A 19113-nucleotide genomic window follows, 5' to 3' on the forward strand; every position below is an offset into this window, starting at 1 on the left:
TCACGACGCATTGTTACTGCGCAGGCTGCTGTCCTGACTGGCCGCTGGTTCTTTCGCGGGTAGAGTGTGCTGCATCGCCGCGTTTGCAGGGACCGCGCCGGACTTCAGCAGCGCCTGAATCGCCTGGCTGTAAGCCTGGCGGCCGATCCGCATGCTGTTGTTGTGAGTCCCGCCGGGCACCAGCAACAATTTTTTCGGCTCTTGGGCGGCGGCAAACAATTCTTCGCTGAAGCGAGGAGGGACATAACGGTCTTCCGTGCCGTGCACAATCAGCAGCGGCATGTGAATGTCGGCGATCTTGTCGATGGAGTCGAATTTCTGCGACAGCAGCCAGCGTACCGGCAATGAGGTGTAATTATTGGCGACTGCGGTCGCGACATCGGCCAGGGTGGTAAAGGTAGATTCGATAATAAGCCCGCGAGCCTCTGCCGGTTGCGTGCCGTCCTGCGTATCGCGGCCCAGTTCGGCGGCCAGATCCACGGCTACCGCACCACCCAGTGAATGGCCGTAGATCAGGCGGCGACTGGCGTCGGGCTGTAGAAGTTTGAGGCGCTCCCAAGCAATTCGCGCATCTTCATACACGGTGCTTTCTGAAGGCAAGGAACCACGACTTTCGCCAAAACCGCGGTAATCGATGGCCAGCACCGAGAAACCCAAAGCGTGCAGTTCTTCGATGCGAAACAGCTGACCGGTCAGGTTCCAGCGCGATCCATGCAGATAAAGCACGGCTGGAGCATCTTTGCGGTTGGCGGGCCACCACCAGCCGTGAATGCTTTGCGATAAACCAAATTGCGGGGCTTTGAGCTCCAGCTCTTGCACGTTGGCCGGCAGCCCGCTGTACCAGCTGGCAGTACCAGGCTCGATGCGAAATACCAGTTCGCGCTCGGTGTGTTGCAATACGGAGCACCCGACGGGCAAGCCAATGATGAACATCAGCATGCAGGTCCAGGTCAGCCAGCGCGCCCTGATACGAGCCAGAGAAAAAATGGCCATGGATTACTTCCCCCGACTTTCAAGCTAAATGCTGACTGTAACGACGTTGTCATGATACCGATTGTTTGATCGGTTACAGGATATTGCGGACTCGGCCGGTCATATTTCAAGGGCGGAAGTGATCGCTGATCAAACCTATCAATATGTCGCAGGCGGCGCTTGAGTCTCCCGCAGCCTTGACCAGTTGCAGGCGATGCAGTGGCAGTGGCGGCAGGCCTTCTTCGGCACCGAGGATGCGCATCTGTGCACTGACCCGGTTGCGGTCGATGATACCGACCGCCATGCCTGCGCAAATGGTTGCCTCCAGTGCGCTGGAGCCTGCCGACATGACCACCGTGCGCCACGCGCGGCCGATTCGGCTCAGGGCGTCGACCGCGACGCTGCGATAAGGGCAGCCTTCGCCATGCAGCGCCAGTGGCATGGCCTTGTCGGCACGTAGCTGATAGCCAGGAGCAGCTACCCACACCGGCTCAGTAGTGCCAAAAGTTTTTAGCGGTTGATCCGGGCTGCTCGCATCAATGGGGACTACCAGCAGGGCCAGGTCCAGTTGACCCCGTTGCAGTTGATCAATAAGTCGGCCGCTGGACGCGGTTTCAACTTCGAGTTCGATCTGCGGATAGCCGCTGGTCAGTGGCGCCAGAGTGCTATGGAGCAAGGCTGCCGCATACTCTTCGGAAATACCCAGTCGTACCCGGCCGCTGATCATCGGCGAGCGGAAACCTGCGATCAGTTGATCGTGTGCCTGCAACAGTTCGGCGCTTTGCAAGGCGAAACGCCGACCCAGAGGCGTCAGCGTAACGTTCTGATTGTCCCGTTCCAGCAATCGCCCACCGGTAATCTCTTCCAGACGCCGTATGTGCAGGCTTACCGCCGAAGGGCTGCGGTTGAGAAAGGTGGCTGCCGCAAGGAACTGTTCGAAACGGACTACGGCCTGGAAGGTGCGCAGCAGGTCAATATCCAGCGTGCTTTGCATGATTTAAAAATCCTGCATCAGTGATGCTGATCATTTCGTTTGATTGAAGTACCTGTCCATTCTTACCATCAGGCTCATTCAGTGCAACAGGGGATGCTCAATGAATGGCCAGACGGTAGAAATGTCCACTCAGACGAGTCAGCAGCAAGTGAGACCGGTTTCGGGATCCAGATGGGTAAGCGTTTTGCTGTTAGCCGCGATGGTGCTCAGCTGGAGCTCCGGGTTTATCGGCTACCGTTATGCCTCCGAACACAGCGGCGTCATGCTGGTGACATTCTGGAGGTTTGTGCTGATGGCGTTGTTACTGTGCCCGCTGGTGCTGGGTTCGTTGCGCCAGCTCAACTGGCACGTAGTGCGCCAGCAGATGCTGGTAGGGCTGTTCGGTATTGCCGGTTTTATCTCAGCGATTGCACTGTCCATTGAACTGGGCGTGGCCCCTGGTACCAGTTCGCTGATTGCCAACTTGCTGCCCTTGAGCATTGTGTTGTCAGCAGGCTTGATTCCGGGGCAACGCACCCGCGGCAGGCAATGGGTGGGAGTTGCGTTGTGCATTGCCGGGATGTTGATTGCCAGTGCTGCAAGTATCGAACTGTCCAGCGCTCCGGCCTGGGCGTACGGCTTGCCAGCGCTGGCGGTGCTGTCTTTGACGGCTGCGACGATTTATCAGAAAAAGTCCGCTGCAGTCCCGGTTCCTGCGTTCACTGCATTGTTTATCCAGGCAGTGGCAACCTTGCCCGTTTTCGCCGCGCTGGCGATGTGGGAGGGCAGCATCGTACCGGTGATGGTCAGCGATTTCGGCCTGGCCGTGTTGTGGTTGGTCATATTCGCTACCTTGGGCGGCTACGGCTTTTATTGGCTGTGCGTGCAGCGTTTCAATGTCCAGACCGTCAGCGGTGCGTTGTTTCTAACACCGCCAGCAACGATGCTGTGGGCTTTTCTGCAGTTTGACGATCCTCTGCATGGCGCTGCCCTGTTGGGCGTAGCCCTGACCTTGATCGGTCTGCCGTTCTTGCGCAGACGCTGATGTGCGCGCATAAAAAAGCCGCCTGCCCTTGAGGGGAGGCGGCTTGCATCTGATCCGTTACATCAGGATCGCAATCAGAATGATGACCGGGATAGGGACACCGAGTAACCACAGCAGGATGGAAGGCATAGTCGTTCTCCTTGGCTTAAAGAGCCGTTGTTCTAGTAGTGGTGTAAGTGTTGTCGTCCAGGTAGGTCACAGCGTCGCGACGGCGGCCGCCGTAAATCGCAGCAAAGCTGGCGAAGAACGCACCGCACAGCAGGGAGACGAAAGTCCACAGTGCAGTCATTGCGGCGACTTTGGCGGCGGTATCAGCAGCTTCCTGTGCAGCTTTCTTGGCATCTTCAAGCGCCTGACGAGCCTGGCCATAGACCTGATCGACACGACGTTCGGCATCCGCCTGGCTGAGGTTGGTACGCTGAGCAATCATCTGCGCCAGATAGGTACGATCTTCGGCGCTCATTTGCCCATCGTTGCTCAAGGTACGGCTGAAGATGCGCAGCACTACGCCATGCGCGGCGTCATCACTGACTGCAGCGGGGCGATCATCGCGGAACAGGCTGTCAATGTAATAGCCGTAGTCCTGACCACTGGCGTTGCTGTTACTGGCAGCGCTGCCTGCGACCTGAGTCACGGCACCTGCGGCACCGGAAGCCACGCTGGCACCCGCCTGAACGCCTCCCCCGATAATGCTGCTGACCGAGCTGGCGATCAGCGTTGCAGCTACCAGAGTCGCAATGGCCCACGACAGGAAGCCGTGAGCGGTATCGCGAAAATACACTTCATCGCCATGCAGGTTGGCCCATTTCACCCGCAACCTGCCAGCGAGGTATCCACCCAGCCCTGAGGCGATGATCTGGGTAAGCGCCAGCCAGACGACCGTCGAGATGCCCAGGCTCTTGGCGCTGATGCCTTCATTGGCCCACGGCGACACCGCCGAAAAGCCCAAGCCGAAGCCCAGCAGTATAAGGATTAGGGAAAGCGCAGCGGCACCGGCGGCACCAGCAAAGATCGCCCCCCAGGACACACCTGAGTGATTGGAGGATTCTTGCGCGGCAGAGGGAAAGGTATCAGCGGATGAAATCATTATTTTTCTGCTCCATGAAGGATTTTGTTACAGCGTCCCTCAAGCAGTTGCAGTGCTTATGCCAGAAGCTGAATTAATTAAATCTTATTTGATTCATGGGGTTAGAGAAAAACAATGTTTTCTGATTCATGCATTTTGCAAGGCGCGAGCTTTTATTACAGGCGTTCTGCATGAAGCAGGAAGTATTGATGCATCAAGGAGTTGCGTTATTTTCTTGAAGTGCAGCAAGCGTAATAAGCGATTCAGCCCCCTATTGTTCGTCCGCTGACGCTTTTTCGTTACAGGTGTATGGGCAGGTGAGTTAAGTGACGGGTTTTTGTCAGTGCCAGTCGTGCAGGGATGGATAGTTCGCATATAGTATTCAAGCGCTTGTTATTTTTATCTTCAAGAGGTCACTGCCCCATGTTCTTGAACCGCCCCCTGGAAGAAAAAGACATTCTTACCGTGTGTGCCTTGCCACAAAACGTCGATGAGCTGTTTTACATGTTCCCCCGTGCGACCTGGCCACTGACGCCTGCGCAATTGATCGATGCCCTGCATAACCATTCTGATTCGACAGTCATCGAAATGGACGGCGAGGTGGTGGGGTATGCCAATTTCTCACGCAGTGATTTCCGCGGTCGTTGTTCTTTGGGCAACGTCATCATTTCATCCAAGGCGCGTTCGCGAGGGGTGGGGCGCTACCTGATCAGTTGCATGATGGAATTGGCTTTTGACAAGCATGAGGCTAGCGAAATGACAGCATCGTGCTACAACCATAATGTACCTGGCTTGTTGTTCTATCCAAAGCTTGGCTTTCGGCCCTACGCGATCGATGAGCGGCGTGACAAGCATGGCGGAAGAGTGGCGCTGATCCATTTGCGATTGCCGCGTAATGATGACTGAAGACGCTGTACTTCCCGTCAGTCCTCAAACCGACTGACGGGCATCGACGGTAGGCGATGAAGCTTTTATTGATACACGTCATGTAAACAGTGTGACGAATGTAGTTAAGTGAAACGTTTCTTCTGATTGTTTACATAGGGTTTGTTTATAGGCAGGCCAAAAAAGGGCATTGAAATCTTTATTGCTTCGTCGTGGTGCGAAGCGTATAAATAATCTGACCCTCAATTAATTGACGACAGTTGTCTGGCGGTAGTGAAGACCCGTGTCGTCTTTATGTGTATGTCCATCGTGGCCGGATTTAGCCACGCGCAAGATCAAAAGGAGAAGGACATGAACGCGTACAGACTTTCCACCCTCGAACTAAGAAGTATTGTCGAGAGTGCTTTTCTACCCCTGCGCTGCACCTGCAGCGTGTCGCCTGATTCTTCGATGACCGTACAGATCGTCGACCCTCATTCTGAGCGCGTGGAGCTGTTAGTCACGGGGATTTCCCTGGACCGCCTCAATACCACACGTGACATCTCTGAGCTGGTAGCAGAACTTCGCTACGATCTGGCACATACCCGCCACCATCACGCCAAGGCCCGTATTGCTGTCTGAACGCTGTAGATGAGTGTAGTGATGGTTTCAACCGGCCAAGCCGCCCTGTCGGACTTTCTCAACGTCCTGAACGGCGGCTTTTATATGCCTGAAAGATAAATGCCTGAAGTGAACGTAGCCATTGGGTGAACGTTCATGCACCTTGAAAAAATAAATGTGTTTTATGTCTTTTTCATAATGCAAATTTAATGTTTTTCAAATTATTAACAGTTTTGACGTTTCAGTTATATCGATATAGGCGCGCATGGCGAGGCCTGGAAACAGATATGTCGTACGATAACTTAATGCAGGGATCGGCGGTGTTCGTTTTCGAACAGTAATCTGAAAGGCTGTTCGCCGCTGCTTTTGGTTTCAAAGTAATCCCGTATCGGCCCCGCCTCGATGTTCCCTTCCAGGGCCACCCTGATCACTGCCGACTTTAGCAAGTAGTCAGGCACTTCTCCCAGAATCGTCAGCTCTCGCAACGTTTGCCCATTCTGCTCCACAGTCGCCAATCTGACGCGGCAGGTTGCCTGCATCGGAACCGGACCAAACAGGGTTTCGCGTGAGTAGTCGATCTCGGCAATGCCCGAGCGGTGGTTTTTTCCGGCGTTCATATCTACCTCTGCATCCATGAGATTTGTTGGCTTATGTAGGCATTGATACCTGCAGCGACGGATTAGTTCTGCCGCTGCAGATCAAGGCGTGCACCGCTCATCGGACATCTGCTAACAGAGGGTCAAGAGGTAGGGGCACCAACCCTCGCCGGAATGCTGGCGCTGTACTTTTGTGGGTTAGAAAAGGGAGGTCATTGATATTTAAATGAATGTAAATTCTCATGGCCCGTTTAAATACTGGCCGGTTAACGTCGTCAAAAAATAATTATATTTAAAATCAACAGGTTGTATTTGTCATTTGTTGATTATGATAAATAATCGGAAAATTGACACATTGTCTGATGTTTGAAATTATTCTTTTGCCTTTTCGGTGCTCATTCAGGGCATCCAACTCCCTCGCTTTCCGGTCACCGTCAGGGTTGAACCTCTGCGGTAGCGTGGTCTTCGTCTTTGGACGACTTCGCCTCCAGCGCCGATCACGCTTACTCGCGCCCACTTAAAAGTTAAGTCCCGGTTTTCAGCCAGGGGCTCCGGTTCTGTGCAGCTTGAAAGTCGTGCTGCAAAACGCTGGTTATGACCCGTTTGAATCGACCCACTGCCCAGTCTTTGTTGAATGCGACTTCACGCATCGATTAATTAAAGGAGCCTCACTATGCTTAGAGACTATCTGGAGACCAGCTGCGGCTGTGTTGTGGCGGGGGCAGGGCCTGCCGGTATGGGGCTGTTGTTCAATGCTCTGAAGAGCGGAACGCTGCCGGATCTGGCGCGTGACGGGCTGATTATCGTCGACTCCAGTGCCAGCCCGGGCACAGGGAGCCTGGGTGATTATCGAATTACTGCCAACTCGGTGGGCGATGTCTTTCTCGACTGCCTGCGTGACCCTGCGCTGCGAGATGTCTTCGGCCCGCTGGAGCATTCGCCCACCTACTGGCGTATTCGTCGTCAGGCGCATAGCGCGCCGCAGTTGTCAGACGTCGGTGAGTTGCTGGCCGAGGCGTCAAAGCTGATGCTGGATTTCATCGTCCAGCGCTACGGAGTGAAGCTTTGGCACAGCACTACGGTGACCGAGGTGGTCCGGGAGGGTGATGAGTTCGTGGTCTGGGTCGAGAACGAAGGGCGTACGCGCCGCATCCGCAGCCGAACCCTGGTATTGAACTTCGGTGGCCAGCAGAATCCTGACTACTTGCGCGAAGGCCTGGCTGATCAAGGGCTGACGCTGCCTGCGTCGACCCCCATCATGAGCTCTGATGTTTTGCTGCGCATGAATGCGGTGCAGTTACGTGAAGCGTTCGCCCCGGCTCTGGCTGCATCTGGCAGGATTACCGTGGTCGGAGGGTCTCACAGCGCTTTTTCGATGCTGGAAAATCTGGCCGATGCTTTGGAGTTTGCAGGCCTCAAAGAGGTCACGCTGGTGCATCGGTCTGCCATCCGCCTGTTCTTCGAGAGTGCTGAGCTGGCGCTGGCCGCCGGTTATGCCTTTCATCCGGTACGTGATGTGTGTCCTGTATCGGGCCGGGTCAATCGCTCCAGCGGTTTGCGTTACAGAGCCCTCGATGTAGGGCGCGAGGTGCTGACTCGCGGCTGGGTGGGAAAAACCGGAGTCCGGGTCCGCGCTTATCAGGCGCAAGGAGGGGCGCCGGGGGACCATGAGCAAGCGGCTCAGGCGCTGATCGAATCCAGCGTCGTCGTGCAATGCACCGGGTACCAGCCTCGTTTGCCGCTCTTCAGCGACCCGGATGGTACGGCAATCACGTTGCGCCAGGTGAAAGGTGGTATTGACTCGGATCTTTCGGGTTGCCCCCTTGATGCGACGGGGCAGCGGATGCATGGCCTGCACCTGTTCGGGATCGGGGCAGGACTGGCGGCAGATGAACGCATCGGCAGCGAGCCTTCATTTGATGGGCGGATTTACGGCGTCTGGCAGTTTCACAACGATGCGTCCCGCTCGGTGATCGAGGCGCTCATGACGCGCTTGCATCAAGCCCCAGCGGAAACGGCGAGCCATGATCGCAGCCTTGCGCAGCGCCTGCCGTTTCTGTTTCCGGAGCTGGTCGCTGCGCAGAGCTGACAGTGCTATCCGCAAAAAACTACCACTTGTAACTCACTGAACTGACCACACTGCGCTCGTCACCGTAGCGGCAGGAGTTGGCGCAGTAGATGTAGCGCTCATTGCTGAGGTTCTGCGCTCTTACGCTGACTTGCCAATTGGCGTCCACTTCGTAACTGACTCTGGCATCGAACAATGTGTAAGCAGGGATCTTGCGGTCGCTGATGCTGGGCGTGGTGTGTGTGGTGCCGTTGTAGCGGGCGCCAGAGCCGACTGTCACTTTGGGCAGGCCGAGTGCGGCGAGACGGTAATCGAGCCAGAGTGCCGCGCTGTGATAAGGCGTGCCTTCAATACGCGAGCCCTCCAGGCTTTGATCGTTGTCGGCAATGATATGGGCGTCGGTGTAAGCATAAGACGCGTTCAGGGCCAGCATCGGTGTCAGTTGGGCCTTGGCTTCAAGCTCGAAACCTTTACTGCGCTCTTTGCCGGTTTGCTCATCGAAGTCCGAGCCGGGAATGGAGGTGATGACGTTTTTTTGCGTCAACTGATAAACAGCGGCGCTGATCATAATTTCGCGACCGGGAGGCTGGTAGCGGATGCCGATTTCGTACTGCTCGCCTTCGGTGGGCAAGAATGCCTTGCCTTCGCTATCGGTTCCGGCTGAAGGCAGGAAGGACTGGCTGTAGCTTATATAGGGCGCCAGACCGTTGTCAGCCAGGTAAACGAAGCCGAGTCGGCCGGTCGTCTTGTTGTCGCGAACCCTGGCCCGGGACTGATTGCTGTAGTTCAGCGTGTTATTTTCGGCCCAGTCCTGCCGTATCCCGAACAGCCCGACCCAATGCTCGTCAAACTTGACCTGCTCTTGCAGATAGATCCCGAACTGCTCGCTGTGCAGATCCGAGCCGCGATCGGTGGCGGTGTTGACTTGCGGCAAATTGCCGTAAACCGGGTTGGCCAGGTTCAAGGCCGGGGCATCGCCGCTGAAGCGATGACTGTCATAAGTCTTGCGGTAAAGGTCCACGCCACCCAGCAGTGTGTGCTGCCAACGACCGCTATCGATATTCCATTGCACGCTGGTGTCGCTGGTCCAGCCGGTGGATACATCCTCGCGAGAGTTGTAGGTGCGTGACAGACTGGAAAGGTTCGGTCCGGTGATGCGGCTACTGTTCAGGGTGATGTAGTCGTAGTCGGCGCGTGATTCGTAATAGCGCAAGGCATGACGCAACTGCAGATCGTCGTTCAGATGGCGCTCGAACAGATAACCGAAGGTTTGCAGCGTGCCATCGTAGTCGTCGTACCCCGGCTCGCCAGGGAACAGGTCGTAGGGCACTTTGTAGCCCGGCGTGGCGCTGAACGTGGTCAGGTTGTACTGGATGGGCGGCGTCAGGGTCGTCTGTGTGCGCTGATGAGTGGCGAGCAGCGTCAGGCGAGTGTCGTCGTCGATTTGCCAGGTCAGGGCCGGAGCGATGTATTGCTTGTCGTCATCAATTTCGTCGAACTGCGTACCGCTGTCACGCCACAGTCCTGTCAGGCGATAGCTGAAGCGTCCTTCAGTATCGAGCTGACCGCTATGGTCGGTGGAAATCTGCTTGCGGTTGTTGTTGCCGTACTCCACGTTGATTTCGTGCAAGGGCTCCAGCGTCGGTCGTTTGCTGGTGGTATTGACCATGCCGCCAGGCGCGAGCTGGCCATATAGCACGGAAGACGCGCCCTTGAGTACTTCTACACGTTCAAGTCCGTAAGGTTCCTGCCCACCCTCAAACTGGGTGCTCTGCATCTTCATCCCGTCGCGCAGCACGCTGCCGGTGCGTGGACCAATATCGAAACCCCGCAGCCGATAGTCGTCGGCAACCCGGCTGTAACCATTGGGTTGACTGACCAGGCCTGCGGTGTAGTTGAGGACATCAGCCAGACTGTCGTGTTGGCGTGATGTGAGCTCTTCGCGCGTAATGACCGAGATGGACTGAGGCGTTTCCCGCAACGGCGTATCGGTCTTGCTCATGGTGGCGCTGTTGGTCGCCACTTTGCTATGGGCCGGACCCCATGCATCCTGGCCATAGCCTTGGCCATTGACGTTGATGTCCGCCAGCTCCACAGCCTGACTGGCCACGACCGGCTCTATGCTGAAAGTCCCGCTCGCGGTGGTGTGCAGGCGCAAGGGCAAACCTTGCAGGACCTGACTCAACGCTTGCTCGGTGCTGTATCGGCCATTGAGCGCGGGAGCGCGCAGGTCGCGGGTCAGTTGTGCATTGAACGCGATGCCACGGCCACTCTGCCGGGCAATGGCGGTCAAGCTTGCATCAAGTGGCCCCGTCGGCAGTGCGAAGTCGATGAGTTGCTGTTGTGCCGCCGGGCTTTGTGCGGGCTCTGCCATGCTGTGCAAGGCAGTCAGGCTCAGGGCTAGTGTCAGCGGCGTCAGGGTCAGGCGAAGTGGGCGGTGCATGACAGCAATTTCCCCTCTGGGATAGTCGATGTCAGCTATGTGACGCGAGCGGGGTCGATATTAAGGGGCGGTTAAAATATTTTTAACGCAGGCTCAGCTGTGTCCACCATTTGAAATGCTGCTCGACCTTGATGGGCAGCACCTCTTGCAGTGAACGCAATGCCTGATCGCTATTGTCCAGCGGGAAAACGCCACTGACCCGCAAGGCCGCAGCGTCGCTGCTAATGCGCAAAACGCCCCGTCGGTAAGGGCGCAATGCTTCGATTATTTCGCCAAGCGGCTGATCATGAACTTCCAGCAGACCGTCTTCCCAGACCCCTTCGCCAGCCTGGCGCGGGTCAAGCTGCCGCACGCCTGAGTGGTCGAGCAACGCGCCCTGAGCCGCGGCAAGTTCCAGGCGAGCACCTCCAGGTGCGGTGAGCAGCACGCGGGACTCCTGAACCCACACGTGAACGTTCTGTTCACGCTGCGTGACGCTGAAGCGTGTGCCCAATGCACGGATTTCCCCGAAGGTTGTCTGCACAATCAAGGGGCGCAACGGGTCGGCTGCCACCTGCACGCTTAAGGCGCCTTCACGGAGAATCAGCCTTCGCTCGCGAGCACTCAGGGCCAGATCGACACGGCTCTGTGCGTTGAGGACCACCCGGCTGCCATCCTCCAGTGCGAATGGGCGGCGCTCAGCGAAGCCGCTCTGTAGATCACTGCCCATCCCCGGGAGCAGTCCGGCCCGCTGCAACCACCAGCCACCCAGTCCGATCCCTGTCACGGCCAAGGCTCCCCGCAGCAGGTGACGGCGACTGCTGCCTGCGTTGCTCAGTACCTGATGCGACACTTCAGGCAAATCGGTAAAAATCGTCCCCAATCGCTGCTCCAGCCTGTGCCAGGCATCACGGTTTGCCTCGCTGTGCAGTAACCATTGCTGGAAATGTTGCTGGTCAGCTTCGCTCATATGCCCTGAGCGTTGCAGTGCAACCCATTCAATGGCCTGTTTGACAGCGGGGGGCAAAGCGCCGCTGCTCATCGGCTTTCCAGCGCGAGATAGCACAGGCCCAGCGCTTTAACGATGTACTGGTGCACACGCGGTGCAGAAATGCCCAGGCGCTGGCCAATTTCGGCATAGGTCAGGTTGTCGAGCTGGCTGTACAAAAAAGCACTTCGCCCGATCGGCGAGAGTCCTTGCAGAATCTGATCCAGCGTACTGAGTGCCTCCAGTGCCTGAGCCTGCTCTTCTGCAGAGGGCTCATAGGCGAACGGTTGCCTGGCCAGGCTTTCCAGATACGCACGTTCCAGATCCCTGCGACGCCAGCTGGCGAACACCAGCCGTTTGGCGATGGTCGTCAGCAGTGCGCGGGGTTCGTTGATACCGGCTGGATCGCGCAACGCCACGACTTGGGCGAAAGTCTCTGCGGCCATGTCATCGGCATCATGACGGCAGCCCAGGCGCGCGCGAAGGCGGCACAGCAACCAACTGTGGTGTTCGCCGAACAATTGGCGCAGGACACGATTACGCATCGTCTGTTGCTGGGCGTCGAGAGAGGGGAGAGTCATGGTTTAAAGGTGCTAATGACAATTATTATCAAATGATGACGATTAGCTATCCTCATTGCAACCTGCATGCACGCTGTGCGCCGTGCACCTCGCATTGAGACTCCCGTTAACATCTTCTACGCTGAATGTTTCTGGTGCCGTGAACCCACTGACGCGTGCAGTTTTGCAAGCGTGCATTTGCATCACAGGAGGTCGATATCAATGCGTATCCTGATTGTGGGAGCCGGGGCAATTGGCGGCTATTTTGGCGGACGTTTGCTGGAAGCGGGACGCGATGTCAACTTCCTGGTGCGTGCCGCCCGGGCCGATGAGTTACAACGCGATGGCCTGGTCATCCGCAGCCCGCAGGGCAATGTCGTCTATCCCTCACCGCCTTGCGTGCTGGCCCCTATGCTTGACGGGCCTTATGACCTGATTGTGCTGAGCTGCAAGGCCTACAACCTCGATGACGCCATGGAGGATTTTGCGGCAGCGGTCGGCCCCGACACCTTGATTCTGCCGTTGCTTAACGGTATGGCGCACCTCACACGCCTTGCTGAACGCTTCGAGGCGGTCAATGTGTTGGGTGGTCAGTGCCTGATTTCCGTAGACCGCGATGCATCGGGTGCCATTTTGCATCTGAACGACAAGCATCAGTTGTCGTTCGGCGAGCTGAGTGGCGAATCCACTACGCGTATTCTGCGAGTGGCCGAAGCCCTTGCCGATGCAGGGTTTGAAGCCAGCCTCAGTCAGCATATTGCTCAGGACATGTGGGACAAGTGGTGCTTCATTGCAACCCTCGCCGGGATTACGGCTTCGATGCGCGCCAGCCTTGGAGACGTGCTGGACGCTCAGGGTTTGCCACTGATAGTGAAGTTGTTCGCTGAGTGCTGTGCCATTGCCAGTGCTCAGGGTTATCCGTTGCAAGAGTCGATTCGTCAGCGTTACCTGGCGATGTTGACGGCGGCGGGGTCACCGTTAAGTGCCTCCATGCTGCGCGATATGGAGCGCAGCATGCCGATTGAAGTCGAGCATGTACTGGGTGAGCTGGTGGCCCGTCGCGATGCTGAAGATCCGACGGTGCAGTTGTCGGTATTGGGCTTTGTCTATACGAATTTAAAAGCGTACGAAGCACGGCGTCTGCGTGAGCAATCATGATGGGCAGCGTAAAAACTGCGAACCTTCGGCATTGCCCGGCTTCATAAATCTACAAGTCATTGCCGTCAGAGAGGTGTTCCATGCCGGTCAAGCACGATTTATACGCAGATCTCAAACTCACCCGTGAGCAGGTTACGGAGCGCAGTAGCAAAGACAAAAAGCTCACTCAGCTGCTGAGCGACTACGGTCAGATTGATAGCGAGGTGCTCGCTGCCGAGTCCGGTTCCGGTATCAATGACGATGATTTGAAGAAACTTAAGGAAAAGCGGCTGCTGATCAAGGACAAGATTGTGCAGCGCGTTGAGTCTTCGGAGTAAGCCAGAGTTTTGTCCTGTGAGAGCAAAATCAGCCGGTGCTTTGAATGGGGGTCGTGTTGCCTGTATCGCGGCGCGACGTAGTCTGGTTTCGCCACTATGCTTTTCCTGCCGAGATAGTGCGAACACCGCGGTGCCGGAACGAGGGAACCTCTGCGAAGCAGGGGCCCTACGTCAGCGATAAATGGTTTCCCCCCTTTGCCGAAACAAAGGGGGTTGACCGTTAGGGCAAAACTGATCTGTGCCGCGCCGTTGATCTACCTGTGGCTAGCGTTCAGTGTCGCGCATCATGTTGTGGGAGGCTGACAAAGCTCACGTCTGCCGCATATCTCGACCTAACCCAACCCGGAGGACATATCCACGCCCGGTTGAGCAGGGCTGTTGCTCGGGCCTGCACCCGGTGGAGACTGCACTGCCGATTTTACCTCTCCAACAGCAGCCTTCGCCTCCTGCGCGACCTTCTCATACCCCTCGCTTGCGGTCTGTTTTACCTTCTCGGTCAATGAATCACTCGCCTGTCCCATCATCTGGTTTTCACGCTCAGTCGACGGCAGTGCCGCGCCTAATGCCGCACCCAATGCAATCCCGATAGCGGCTAAAGCCAAGGGTTGCTCGCGCAGCATGTAGCTGAGACCCGACTGCACGTTACGGGTTTGTTCATGCAACACATCACGGGCGTCGTGACTGCTTCTATTCAAGCGATCGCCTGTGGACGAAAGCTTCTCGCTGACCCCCTCAGAAACCTCACCGGCTTTTTCTTTCATGCGCTGCGCGGTTTCCTCGATCCTCGATTTGGCACTGTCAAACGTGTCCGTCACGCTGTGCGCCATTGTGCTGATGCGGTTGCCCAAGTGATCAAGCCCTGATGACCCCGCAGAGACAGAAGGACCGCGGTGTTGTCCCATCATCAGCCATAACAGCCCAACCGACGTCAGTACCGTGGGTAAAGGATTGGTCTTGACCGTATTGCCCAGATTGCTGAAAAACTCACCGCCGGTACCTTTGCCATAGCTCAGTGCCTGATCAAGCAACTGCCCGGGGGAGAATTTGCCTTCAAGCGCATCGACGATATTGCCAATGCTGGAGCGTTGCGCGTCGATTTCCCGCTCAAGGGTTTCAGGGCTTTTATGTGAGTCACTGTCGAAGCTTTCCGGCGTTTCGAATGTGCTGTCGATGCTCATGATACTTTCCTCTGGATAGCGTCCTTGTCCTTTTGCAGGGAGCTGACGGTGCGTTCCGGGGTCATGTTTGATGCGTCGAACTGCTTCTTGCCTGACTGGATCATGATGAAGCCGATGACCATGGCAACGACGCCGACGATGAGTGCGGCAAGCCACGGCTGCATGATATTGGCCAATGCATAAACAGCAGCGAGTAGCACGATGACCAGCCCCGCGAACATGACCACAGCTCCGCCACCAACGGCCGCAACTCCGGCTTTGGCGGCTTGAATAGACTCTCGGACCTCGGCTTTGGCCAGGGCGAGTTCTTTGCTGAGCAGCGCGGGCACTTCGTGGGCCAGCTGGCGGATCAGGCCAAGTGCCGAGGTATCGCCTTCGGGGGGCGTATTGGGAGTGGTGCTCATTTACACATCTCCTCTGGAAGGATCATCTTTGCGCTGGGTTTCTGCGTGCAGGCCCTCACCATAAGGATCACTGCCCGGCTCGCGGGGCACCGGCGTAGTTGCCGCTGCATCCGGCGTCGAGCTGCGGTCTACTACGCCAGGCCTGCCACTGTGGTAAACGTCGCCCATATGGGGATGGCTGACGGGAGGCACGTGATCCGCTGCAACCACCGGACTCGACTCTGTCTGGTAATTGCTCCCCAGTTCATCGTCGGGCCTGACTGATCCCGTGCTTGCCGGCGGACGGCTGGCCGTGGCTGGAGGGGCATCGTCATCGGGGCTCTGATCGACGCTGGACGCCTTGAGAAACCGCGACAGGCCAAAGCCCAACGCCACGCTGCCGGTGACAAACAGGGCCGGATTGTCCCGTGCCAGTTTGCCTGCCTGCTGCAGCAGTTCATCAATGCTTTTGCCACGCAGGCTGCCTGCCAGGGTCGTCATGTTCTGGGCAAGGTCAGTGACGTAATGTGAAAGCCCCAGCGTGTCGCCGTCCTGCATCTGCTCGGCGGCTGATTGAGCGGTGTTGGCAAGGTTTTCAATTTGATCGACGGCCGTGTCGCGATACTGTTCAAAGTGAGCCGAGCCGTGTTCTTTGGCGCTGGCAATGGCTGCCACTGCGTCGTCTTGCAGCTGGTGCAGGTGGTCCTGCGGCGTATCGTTATTTTGGTCAGTCCTGCTGGCCGGGTTTTGTGACGTTGTGTCCATTGTTGTCACCGCTTTTGCTGTTCATAAAAATGAAGAGCGTGCTGGGCTCACAACTGACTACGGGCTTCGCATCGATCCTGTGTTCAAAGGGGTGGAGTGGGGATTTTTTGCAAGAGTTCTAGGTGACTGACAGGCGGTCTTCAGCGGCTAATCGCCATCTTTTAACCGGGCTAAGCCTGGCGGGCAGATATCGACGGGCATAAAAAACGGCGTCCGAAGACGCCGTGGCCGATCTGCCTGCTGTGAGGCAGCCCGGTTTGAATACGGGGGAGGGAACGATCAGATCATTGTGGGTCTTGGTTTGGAGCGAGTTCTGCCTGAATGCGTTTGTAGATTTCTTCGCGGTGCACAGAAACATTTTTTGGCGCGTTGATGCCCAGGCGTACCTGAAGGCCCTGAACGCCCAAAATGGTGACGGTAATCTCGTCACCAATGTTTATGCTTTCGCCTACTTTGCGGGTGAGTATCAACATAATCGTTTCCTTGATGGCCTCTCAGCAGGAGGCTGGCGTTTGCCTTTGCGTGGTAATAGTTGCCGAGTACATCCAAATGCGTCCATCAATATGACGTTACAGGTGTGAATTTAATTCCCTCGGTACATTTTTCTGTCATCAAGAGCGGTTACCGACCCGATGAGCGCGCCAATTCTGCCTGTTTTTGTTGGCAAAAGCCCGTATTTAGCTGCACCGACGGACACCTTTCTTTGCAGAGCGTGAAGCACGTACCTCACTGGCAGCGTTTTCACGCAACACATTGCAGGTCACCACGGTTCATCCCTGAGCAAATATCAGCGTAGGCGCAACTTCAGGGATACGCTGGGGACTTCTGAAAATATTGATGGAAATCGTGACAAAACACGTAGGACCGCGGTGTTGATCGGGTCAGATGCGTCTGGATTTTGGAGGGGAGTTGCGTCGGACAACACGGCTGGAGTTCACGAAAACTAAACGTGGCCAGAACGGGCAGAGCGGGAGAACAGCGCAGACGTTGCATGGCGCATCGCTGTTGGGCCGGCTGCATGAGCCGGCCCAACAGCAAGTAGTGCCAGGTTAAATCACCATCGACAACAGCATGATGAAGATCAAACCGACCACCGACAGAATGGTTTCCATCACCGTCCAGGTCTTGAACGTCTCGGCCACTGTCATATTGAAATACTGCTTCACCAGCCAGAAGCCGGCATCGTTCACGTGAGACAGAATCAACGAACCTGCGCCCGTCGCCAACACCAGCAACTCACGGTTAACGCCCGGGATCAGACCAATCACTGGTGCCACGATGCCCGCACCGGTAATAGTCGCCACCGTCGCCGAACCTGTTGCAACACGAATCACCGCCGCTACGAGCCAGGCCAGCATGATCGGGTTGATCTGCGCCTGCACGGCCATGTTACCGATCAGGTCGCCCACGCCGCTGGCTACCAGCATCTGCTTGAAGCCACCGCCCGCACCCACGATCAGTACGATAGCGGCGACCGGCGTCAGGCTCTGATCGAGCAATTTCATGATTTTGGTGCGATCAAAACCACGAGCTGAACCGAAGGTGTAGAACGCTAGCAGCAAAGCAGCGAGCAGGGCGGTGATCGGGTGGCCGATGAAGTCCATCCAGATGCGGAAGGTATTGCCTTCAGGCAGCACCACATCAGCGAAGGTCTTGAGCAGCATCAGGAATACTGGCAGCAGGATGGTCACCAGGGTGATACCAAAACTTGGCAAGTTGGTCGCGCTCGACTCTTTGCCAATCTGCTCCATCAACTCCTGCGAAGGCGTGCCCGGTACGTATTTGGAAATCCACTTGCCGTAGATAGGGCCCGCGATGATTGCAGTCGGCAGTGCCACCAACAGCCCGTAAAAAATAGTCTTGCCGATATCAGCACCGAAGATCCCGATGGCCAGCAGCGGACCCGGGTGTGGCGGAACCAGACCGTGAACGGCGGACAGACCGGCCAGCAACGGGATGCCGATTTTGACGATGGACACGCCAGTGCGACGAGCGACGATGTACACCAGCGGGATCAGCAGAACAAAGCCGATCTCGAAGAACAAAGGAATGCCTACCAGAAAGGCGGCAAACATCATTGCCCAATGCACACGCTGTTTACCGAACGAGCGGATCAGCGTTTGTGCGATCTGGTCAGCACCACCTGAATCCGCCATCAGCTTGCCGAGCATGGTGCCCAGGCCAAGGATAATGCCGACGAAGCCCAGTACGCCGCCAAAGCCGTCCTGGAAGGCTTTCATGACTTTTTCCACCGGCATGCCGGAGGTCAGGCCAAGGAAGCCGGCGGCAATCGTCAGAGCAACGAAAGGGTGGACCTTGAATTTGGTGATCAGCAGAATCAGGCCGATGATCGTAACCACCGCATCGACCAACAGGTACGTCTCGTGTGTCATACCGAACATGGATGTTTCTCCGGTTATCTTTATTGTTTATGGAGCTTCGGCTAAACGCTGTCGTTCCACATTTCCAGCACGTTTTCTGTGCAAGACAGCGCTGTCTTTCGCGCTCACGCCTTTAGCTGGCTTTAGACGCTTTCCACCAGTTCGCTGCTTGAGTGCTGATTTCATCAATAGATGCATTGCCTGCATCCACGACCAACGTACGATCTTCGCCATAAGGTGGCTCAAGCGTTGCGAACTGGCTGTCAACCAGGCTGGCTGGCATGAAGTGGCCGGGGCGATGGGAGCAGCGATCAACCGCCACCTCCTTGGTCAGTTCCAGAAACACAAAGCCTAGACCAGGCACAGCTTTGCGCAGGCGTTCGCGATAAATGAGTTTGAGGGAAGAGCAGGTCAGTACCGGACGTTCGCCATTACTCAACGCTGCGGCCATTTCTTTACCCAGCGTCTCGAGCCAACCCGCGCGATCTTCGTCGTTGAGAGGGTGGCCTTCGCTCATCTTCTTGATGTTGGCGGGGGGGTGGAAGGCGTCACCTTCGATCAGGCGGCCTCCGCTCTTGGCGGCAATCTCGGCACCGACGGCGCTCTTGCCGCAGCCCGAAACGCCCATGATCACGAGGGCGGTAATAGCAGAGTTCGCAGTTGTCACAATAGGCCACCTTGGCTGGAGACAGCGCTGTCTTCGTCGGCGTGGACATCAGAGCAGCAAGAGCTGGTTCCAGTTCTTGTCATTGTTTT

Annotated in this window: 19 protein-coding genes; 6 read left to right on the forward strand and 13 right to left on the reverse strand. The window is 56.6% G+C overall.

Annotated features, from left to right (window positions below; genetic code table 11):
* Positions 1–993: an alpha/beta hydrolase gene (locus tag EE949_RS23195; RefSeq protein WP_162873876.1), complete on the reverse strand. Its 993-nt coding sequence runs from the start codon at positions 991–993 to the stop codon at positions 1–3.
* Positions 994–1099: 106 nt separating this feature from the next.
* Positions 1100–1966, reverse strand: coding sequence for a LysR substrate-binding domain-containing protein (locus EE949_RS23200; RefSeq protein ID WP_122666422.1), 867 nt, complete (start codon positions 1964–1966; stop codon positions 1100–1102).
* A 100-nt stretch (positions 1967–2066) separates the two neighbouring features.
* Here EE949_RS23200 and EE949_RS23205 point away from each other — a divergent pair, with 100 nt between their 5' ends.
* A complete protein-coding gene (locus EE949_RS23205; protein ID WP_241152864.1) occupies positions 2067–2990 on the forward strand; it encodes a DMT family transporter in 924 nt (307 codons plus the stop codon).
* A gap of 145 nt (positions 2991–3135) precedes the next feature.
* Here the strand turns inward: EE949_RS23205 and EE949_RS23210 are convergent, their stop codons facing one another.
* Positions 3136–4077, reverse strand: a complete 942-nt coding sequence (locus EE949_RS23210) for a hypothetical protein (RefSeq protein ID WP_122666423.1) — start codon at positions 4075–4077, stop codon at positions 3136–3138.
* Between the two features lie 402 nt (positions 4078–4479).
* Between EE949_RS23210 and EE949_RS23215 the strand changes: the two genes are divergently transcribed.
* Both EE949_RS23215 and EE949_RS23220 read left to right on the forward strand, forming a co-directional pair.
* Positions 4480–4962: a GNAT family N-acetyltransferase gene (locus EE949_RS23215; protein ID WP_122666424.1), complete on the forward strand. Its 483-nt coding sequence runs from the start codon at positions 4480–4482 to the stop codon at positions 4960–4962.
* A gap of 330 nt (positions 4963–5292) precedes the next feature.
* A complete protein-coding gene (locus EE949_RS23220) occupies positions 5293–5562 on the forward strand; it encodes a DUF1652 domain-containing protein (protein ID WP_122666625.1) in 270 nt (89 codons plus the stop codon).
* Positions 5563–5843: 281 nt separating this feature from the next.
* Here the strand turns inward: EE949_RS23220 and EE949_RS23225 are convergent, their stop codons facing one another.
* A complete protein-coding gene (locus EE949_RS23225) occupies positions 5844–6158 on the reverse strand; it encodes a hypothetical protein (protein ID WP_122666425.1) in 315 nt (104 codons plus the stop codon).
* 652 nt (positions 6159–6810) lie between these two features.
* Here EE949_RS23225 and EE949_RS23230 point away from each other — a divergent pair.
* A complete protein-coding gene (locus EE949_RS23230; RefSeq protein ID WP_122666426.1) occupies positions 6811–8226 on the forward strand; it encodes a pyridine nucleotide-disulfide oxidoreductase in 1416 nt (471 codons plus the stop codon).
* A gap of 19 nt (positions 8227–8245) precedes the next feature.
* Here EE949_RS23230 and EE949_RS23235 read toward each other — a convergent pair whose 3' ends face one another.
* The 3 genes from EE949_RS23235 to EE949_RS23245 all read right to left on the reverse strand — a co-directional run bounded on the left by EE949_RS23235 (position 8246) and on the right by EE949_RS23245 (position 12196).
* Entirely contained in the window at positions 8246–10648 is a 2403-nt protein-coding gene (locus tag EE949_RS23235) for a TonB-dependent siderophore receptor (protein ID WP_122666427.1), read from the reverse strand.
* An 82-nt stretch (positions 10649–10730) separates the two neighbouring features.
* Entirely contained in the window at positions 10731–11669 is a 939-nt protein-coding gene (locus tag EE949_RS23240) for a FecR domain-containing protein (protein ID WP_122666428.1), read from the reverse strand.
* Positions 11666–12196 carry a sigma-70 family RNA polymerase sigma factor gene (locus EE949_RS23245; RefSeq protein WP_122666429.1) on the reverse strand — a complete coding sequence of 177 codons (531 nt, stop codon included), beginning with the start codon at positions 12194–12196 and terminating at the stop codon, positions 11666–11668. Before EE949_RS23245 ends, EE949_RS23240 begins: the two co-directional genes overlap by 4 nt.
* Before the next feature lie 201 nt (positions 12197–12397).
* Between EE949_RS23245 and EE949_RS23250 the strand changes: the two genes are divergently transcribed.
* Together EE949_RS23250 and EE949_RS23255 are read left to right on the forward strand one after the other, a co-directional pair.
* A complete protein-coding gene (locus EE949_RS23250) occupies positions 12398–13333 on the forward strand; it encodes a ketopantoate reductase family protein (protein ID WP_122666430.1) in 936 nt (311 codons plus the stop codon).
* Positions 13334–13413: 80 nt separating this feature from the next.
* A complete protein-coding gene (locus EE949_RS23255) occupies positions 13414–13650 on the forward strand; it encodes a DUF465 domain-containing protein (protein ID WP_122666431.1) in 237 nt (78 codons plus the stop codon).
* Between the two features lie 332 nt (positions 13651–13982).
* Here the strand turns inward: EE949_RS23255 and EE949_RS23260 are convergent, their stop codons facing one another.
* The 6 genes from EE949_RS23260 to EE949_RS23285 all read right to left on the reverse strand — a co-directional run bounded on the left by EE949_RS23260 (position 13983) and on the right by EE949_RS23285 (position 18985).
* Entirely contained in the window at positions 13983–14828 is an 846-nt protein-coding gene (locus EE949_RS23260) for a DUF3618 domain-containing protein (protein WP_122666432.1), read from the reverse strand.
* Positions 14825–15232 carry a phage holin family protein gene (locus EE949_RS23265; protein WP_122666433.1) on the reverse strand — a complete coding sequence of 136 codons (408 nt, stop codon included), beginning with the start codon at positions 15230–15232 and terminating at the stop codon, positions 14825–14827. The genes EE949_RS23260 and EE949_RS23265 overlap by 4 nt, the downstream gene beginning before the upstream one ends.
* The gene (locus EE949_RS23270; protein WP_122666434.1) at positions 15233–15976 is read right to left on the reverse strand and encodes a hypothetical protein; all 744 of its coding nucleotides are present in this window, start codon (positions 15974–15976) and stop codon (positions 15233–15235) included.
* 284 nt (positions 15977–16260) lie between these two features.
* Positions 16261–16449: a carbon storage regulator CsrA gene (csrA, locus tag EE949_RS23275; protein WP_002554157.1), complete on the reverse strand. Its 189-nt coding sequence runs from the start codon at positions 16447–16449 to the stop codon at positions 16261–16263.
* Between the two features lie 576 nt (positions 16450–17025).
* On the reverse strand, positions 17026–18378 hold the full coding sequence (locus EE949_RS23280; RefSeq protein ID WP_122666435.1) for a GntP family permease: 1353 nt from the start codon (positions 18376–18378) through the stop codon (positions 17026–17028).
* A 112-nt stretch (positions 18379–18490) separates the two neighbouring features.
* Positions 18491–18985: a gluconokinase gene (locus EE949_RS23285; protein WP_122666626.1), complete on the reverse strand. Its 495-nt coding sequence runs from the start codon at positions 18983–18985 to the stop codon at positions 18491–18493.
* Positions 18986–19113 lie beyond the last annotated feature (128 nt).

It is taken from the genome of Pseudomonas viridiflava, from assembly GCF_900602065.1.
Lineage (GTDB): Bacteria > Pseudomonadota > Gammaproteobacteria > Pseudomonadales > Pseudomonadaceae > Aquipseudomonas.

Bases quoted from the DNA above. Each gene is read 5' to 3' on its own strand.
- EE949_RS23265 (WP_122666433.1), bottom strand. From the start codon at position 15,232: ATGAGCACCACTCCCAATACGCCCCCCGAAGGCGATACCTCGGCACTT.
- EE949_RS23200 (WP_122666422.1), bottom strand. From the start codon at position 1,966: ATGCAAAGCACGCTGGATATTGACCTGCTGCGCACCTTCCAGGCCGTA.
- csrA (WP_002554157.1), bottom strand. From the start codon at position 16,449: ATGTTGATACTCACCCGCAAAGTAGGCGAAAGCATAAACATTGGTGAC.
- EE949_RS23250 (WP_122666430.1), top strand. From the start codon at position 12,398: ATGCGTATCCTGATTGTGGGAGCCGGGGCAATTGGCGGCTATTTTGGC.
- EE949_RS23280 (WP_122666435.1), bottom strand. From the start codon at position 18,378: ATGTTCGGTATGACACACGAGACGTACCTGTTGGTCGATGCGGTGGTT.
- EE949_RS23270 (WP_122666434.1), bottom strand. From the start codon at position 15,976: ATGGACACAACGTCACAAAACCCGGCCAGCAGGACTGACCAAAATAAC.
- EE949_RS23235 (WP_122666427.1), bottom strand. From the start codon at position 10,648: ATGCACCGCCCACTTCGCCTGACCCTGACGCCGCTGACACTAGCCCTG.
- EE949_RS23225 (WP_122666425.1), bottom strand. From the start codon at position 6,158: ATGAACGCCGGAAAAAACCACCGCTCGGGCATTGCCGAGATCGACTAC.
- EE949_RS23220 (WP_122666625.1), top strand. From the start codon at position 5,293: ATGAACGCGTACAGACTTTCCACCCTCGAACTAAGAAGTATTGTCGAG.
- EE949_RS23210 (WP_122666423.1), bottom strand. From the start codon at position 4,077: ATGATTTCATCCGCTGATACCTTTCCCTCTGCCGCGCAAGAATCCTCC.
- EE949_RS23245 (WP_122666429.1), bottom strand. From the start codon at position 12,196: ATGACTCTCCCCTCTCTCGACGCCCAGCAACAGACGATGCGTAATCGT.
- EE949_RS23230 (WP_122666426.1), top strand. From the start codon at position 6,811: ATGCTTAGAGACTATCTGGAGACCAGCTGCGGCTGTGTTGTGGCGGGG.
- EE949_RS23215 (WP_122666424.1), top strand. From the start codon at position 4,480: ATGTTCTTGAACCGCCCCCTGGAAGAAAAAGACATTCTTACCGTGTGT.
- EE949_RS23260 (WP_122666432.1), bottom strand. From the start codon at position 14,828: ATGAGCATCGACAGCACATTCGAAACGCCGGAAAGCTTCGACAGTGAC.
- EE949_RS23205 (WP_241152864.1), top strand. From the start codon at position 2,067: ATGAATGGCCAGACGGTAGAAATGTCCACTCAGACGAGTCAGCAGCAA.
- EE949_RS23240 (WP_122666428.1), bottom strand. From the start codon at position 11,669: ATGAGCAGCGGCGCTTTGCCCCCCGCTGTCAAACAGGCCATTGAATGG.
- EE949_RS23195 (WP_162873876.1), bottom strand. From the start codon at position 993: ATGGCCATTTTTTCTCTGGCTCGTATCAGGGCGCGCTGGCTGACCTGG.
- EE949_RS23285 (WP_122666626.1), bottom strand. From the start codon at position 18,985: ATGGGCGTTTCGGGCTGCGGCAAGAGCGCCGTCGGTGCCGAGATTGCC.
- EE949_RS23255 (WP_122666431.1), top strand. From the start codon at position 13,414: ATGCCGGTCAAGCACGATTTATACGCAGATCTCAAACTCACCCGTGAG.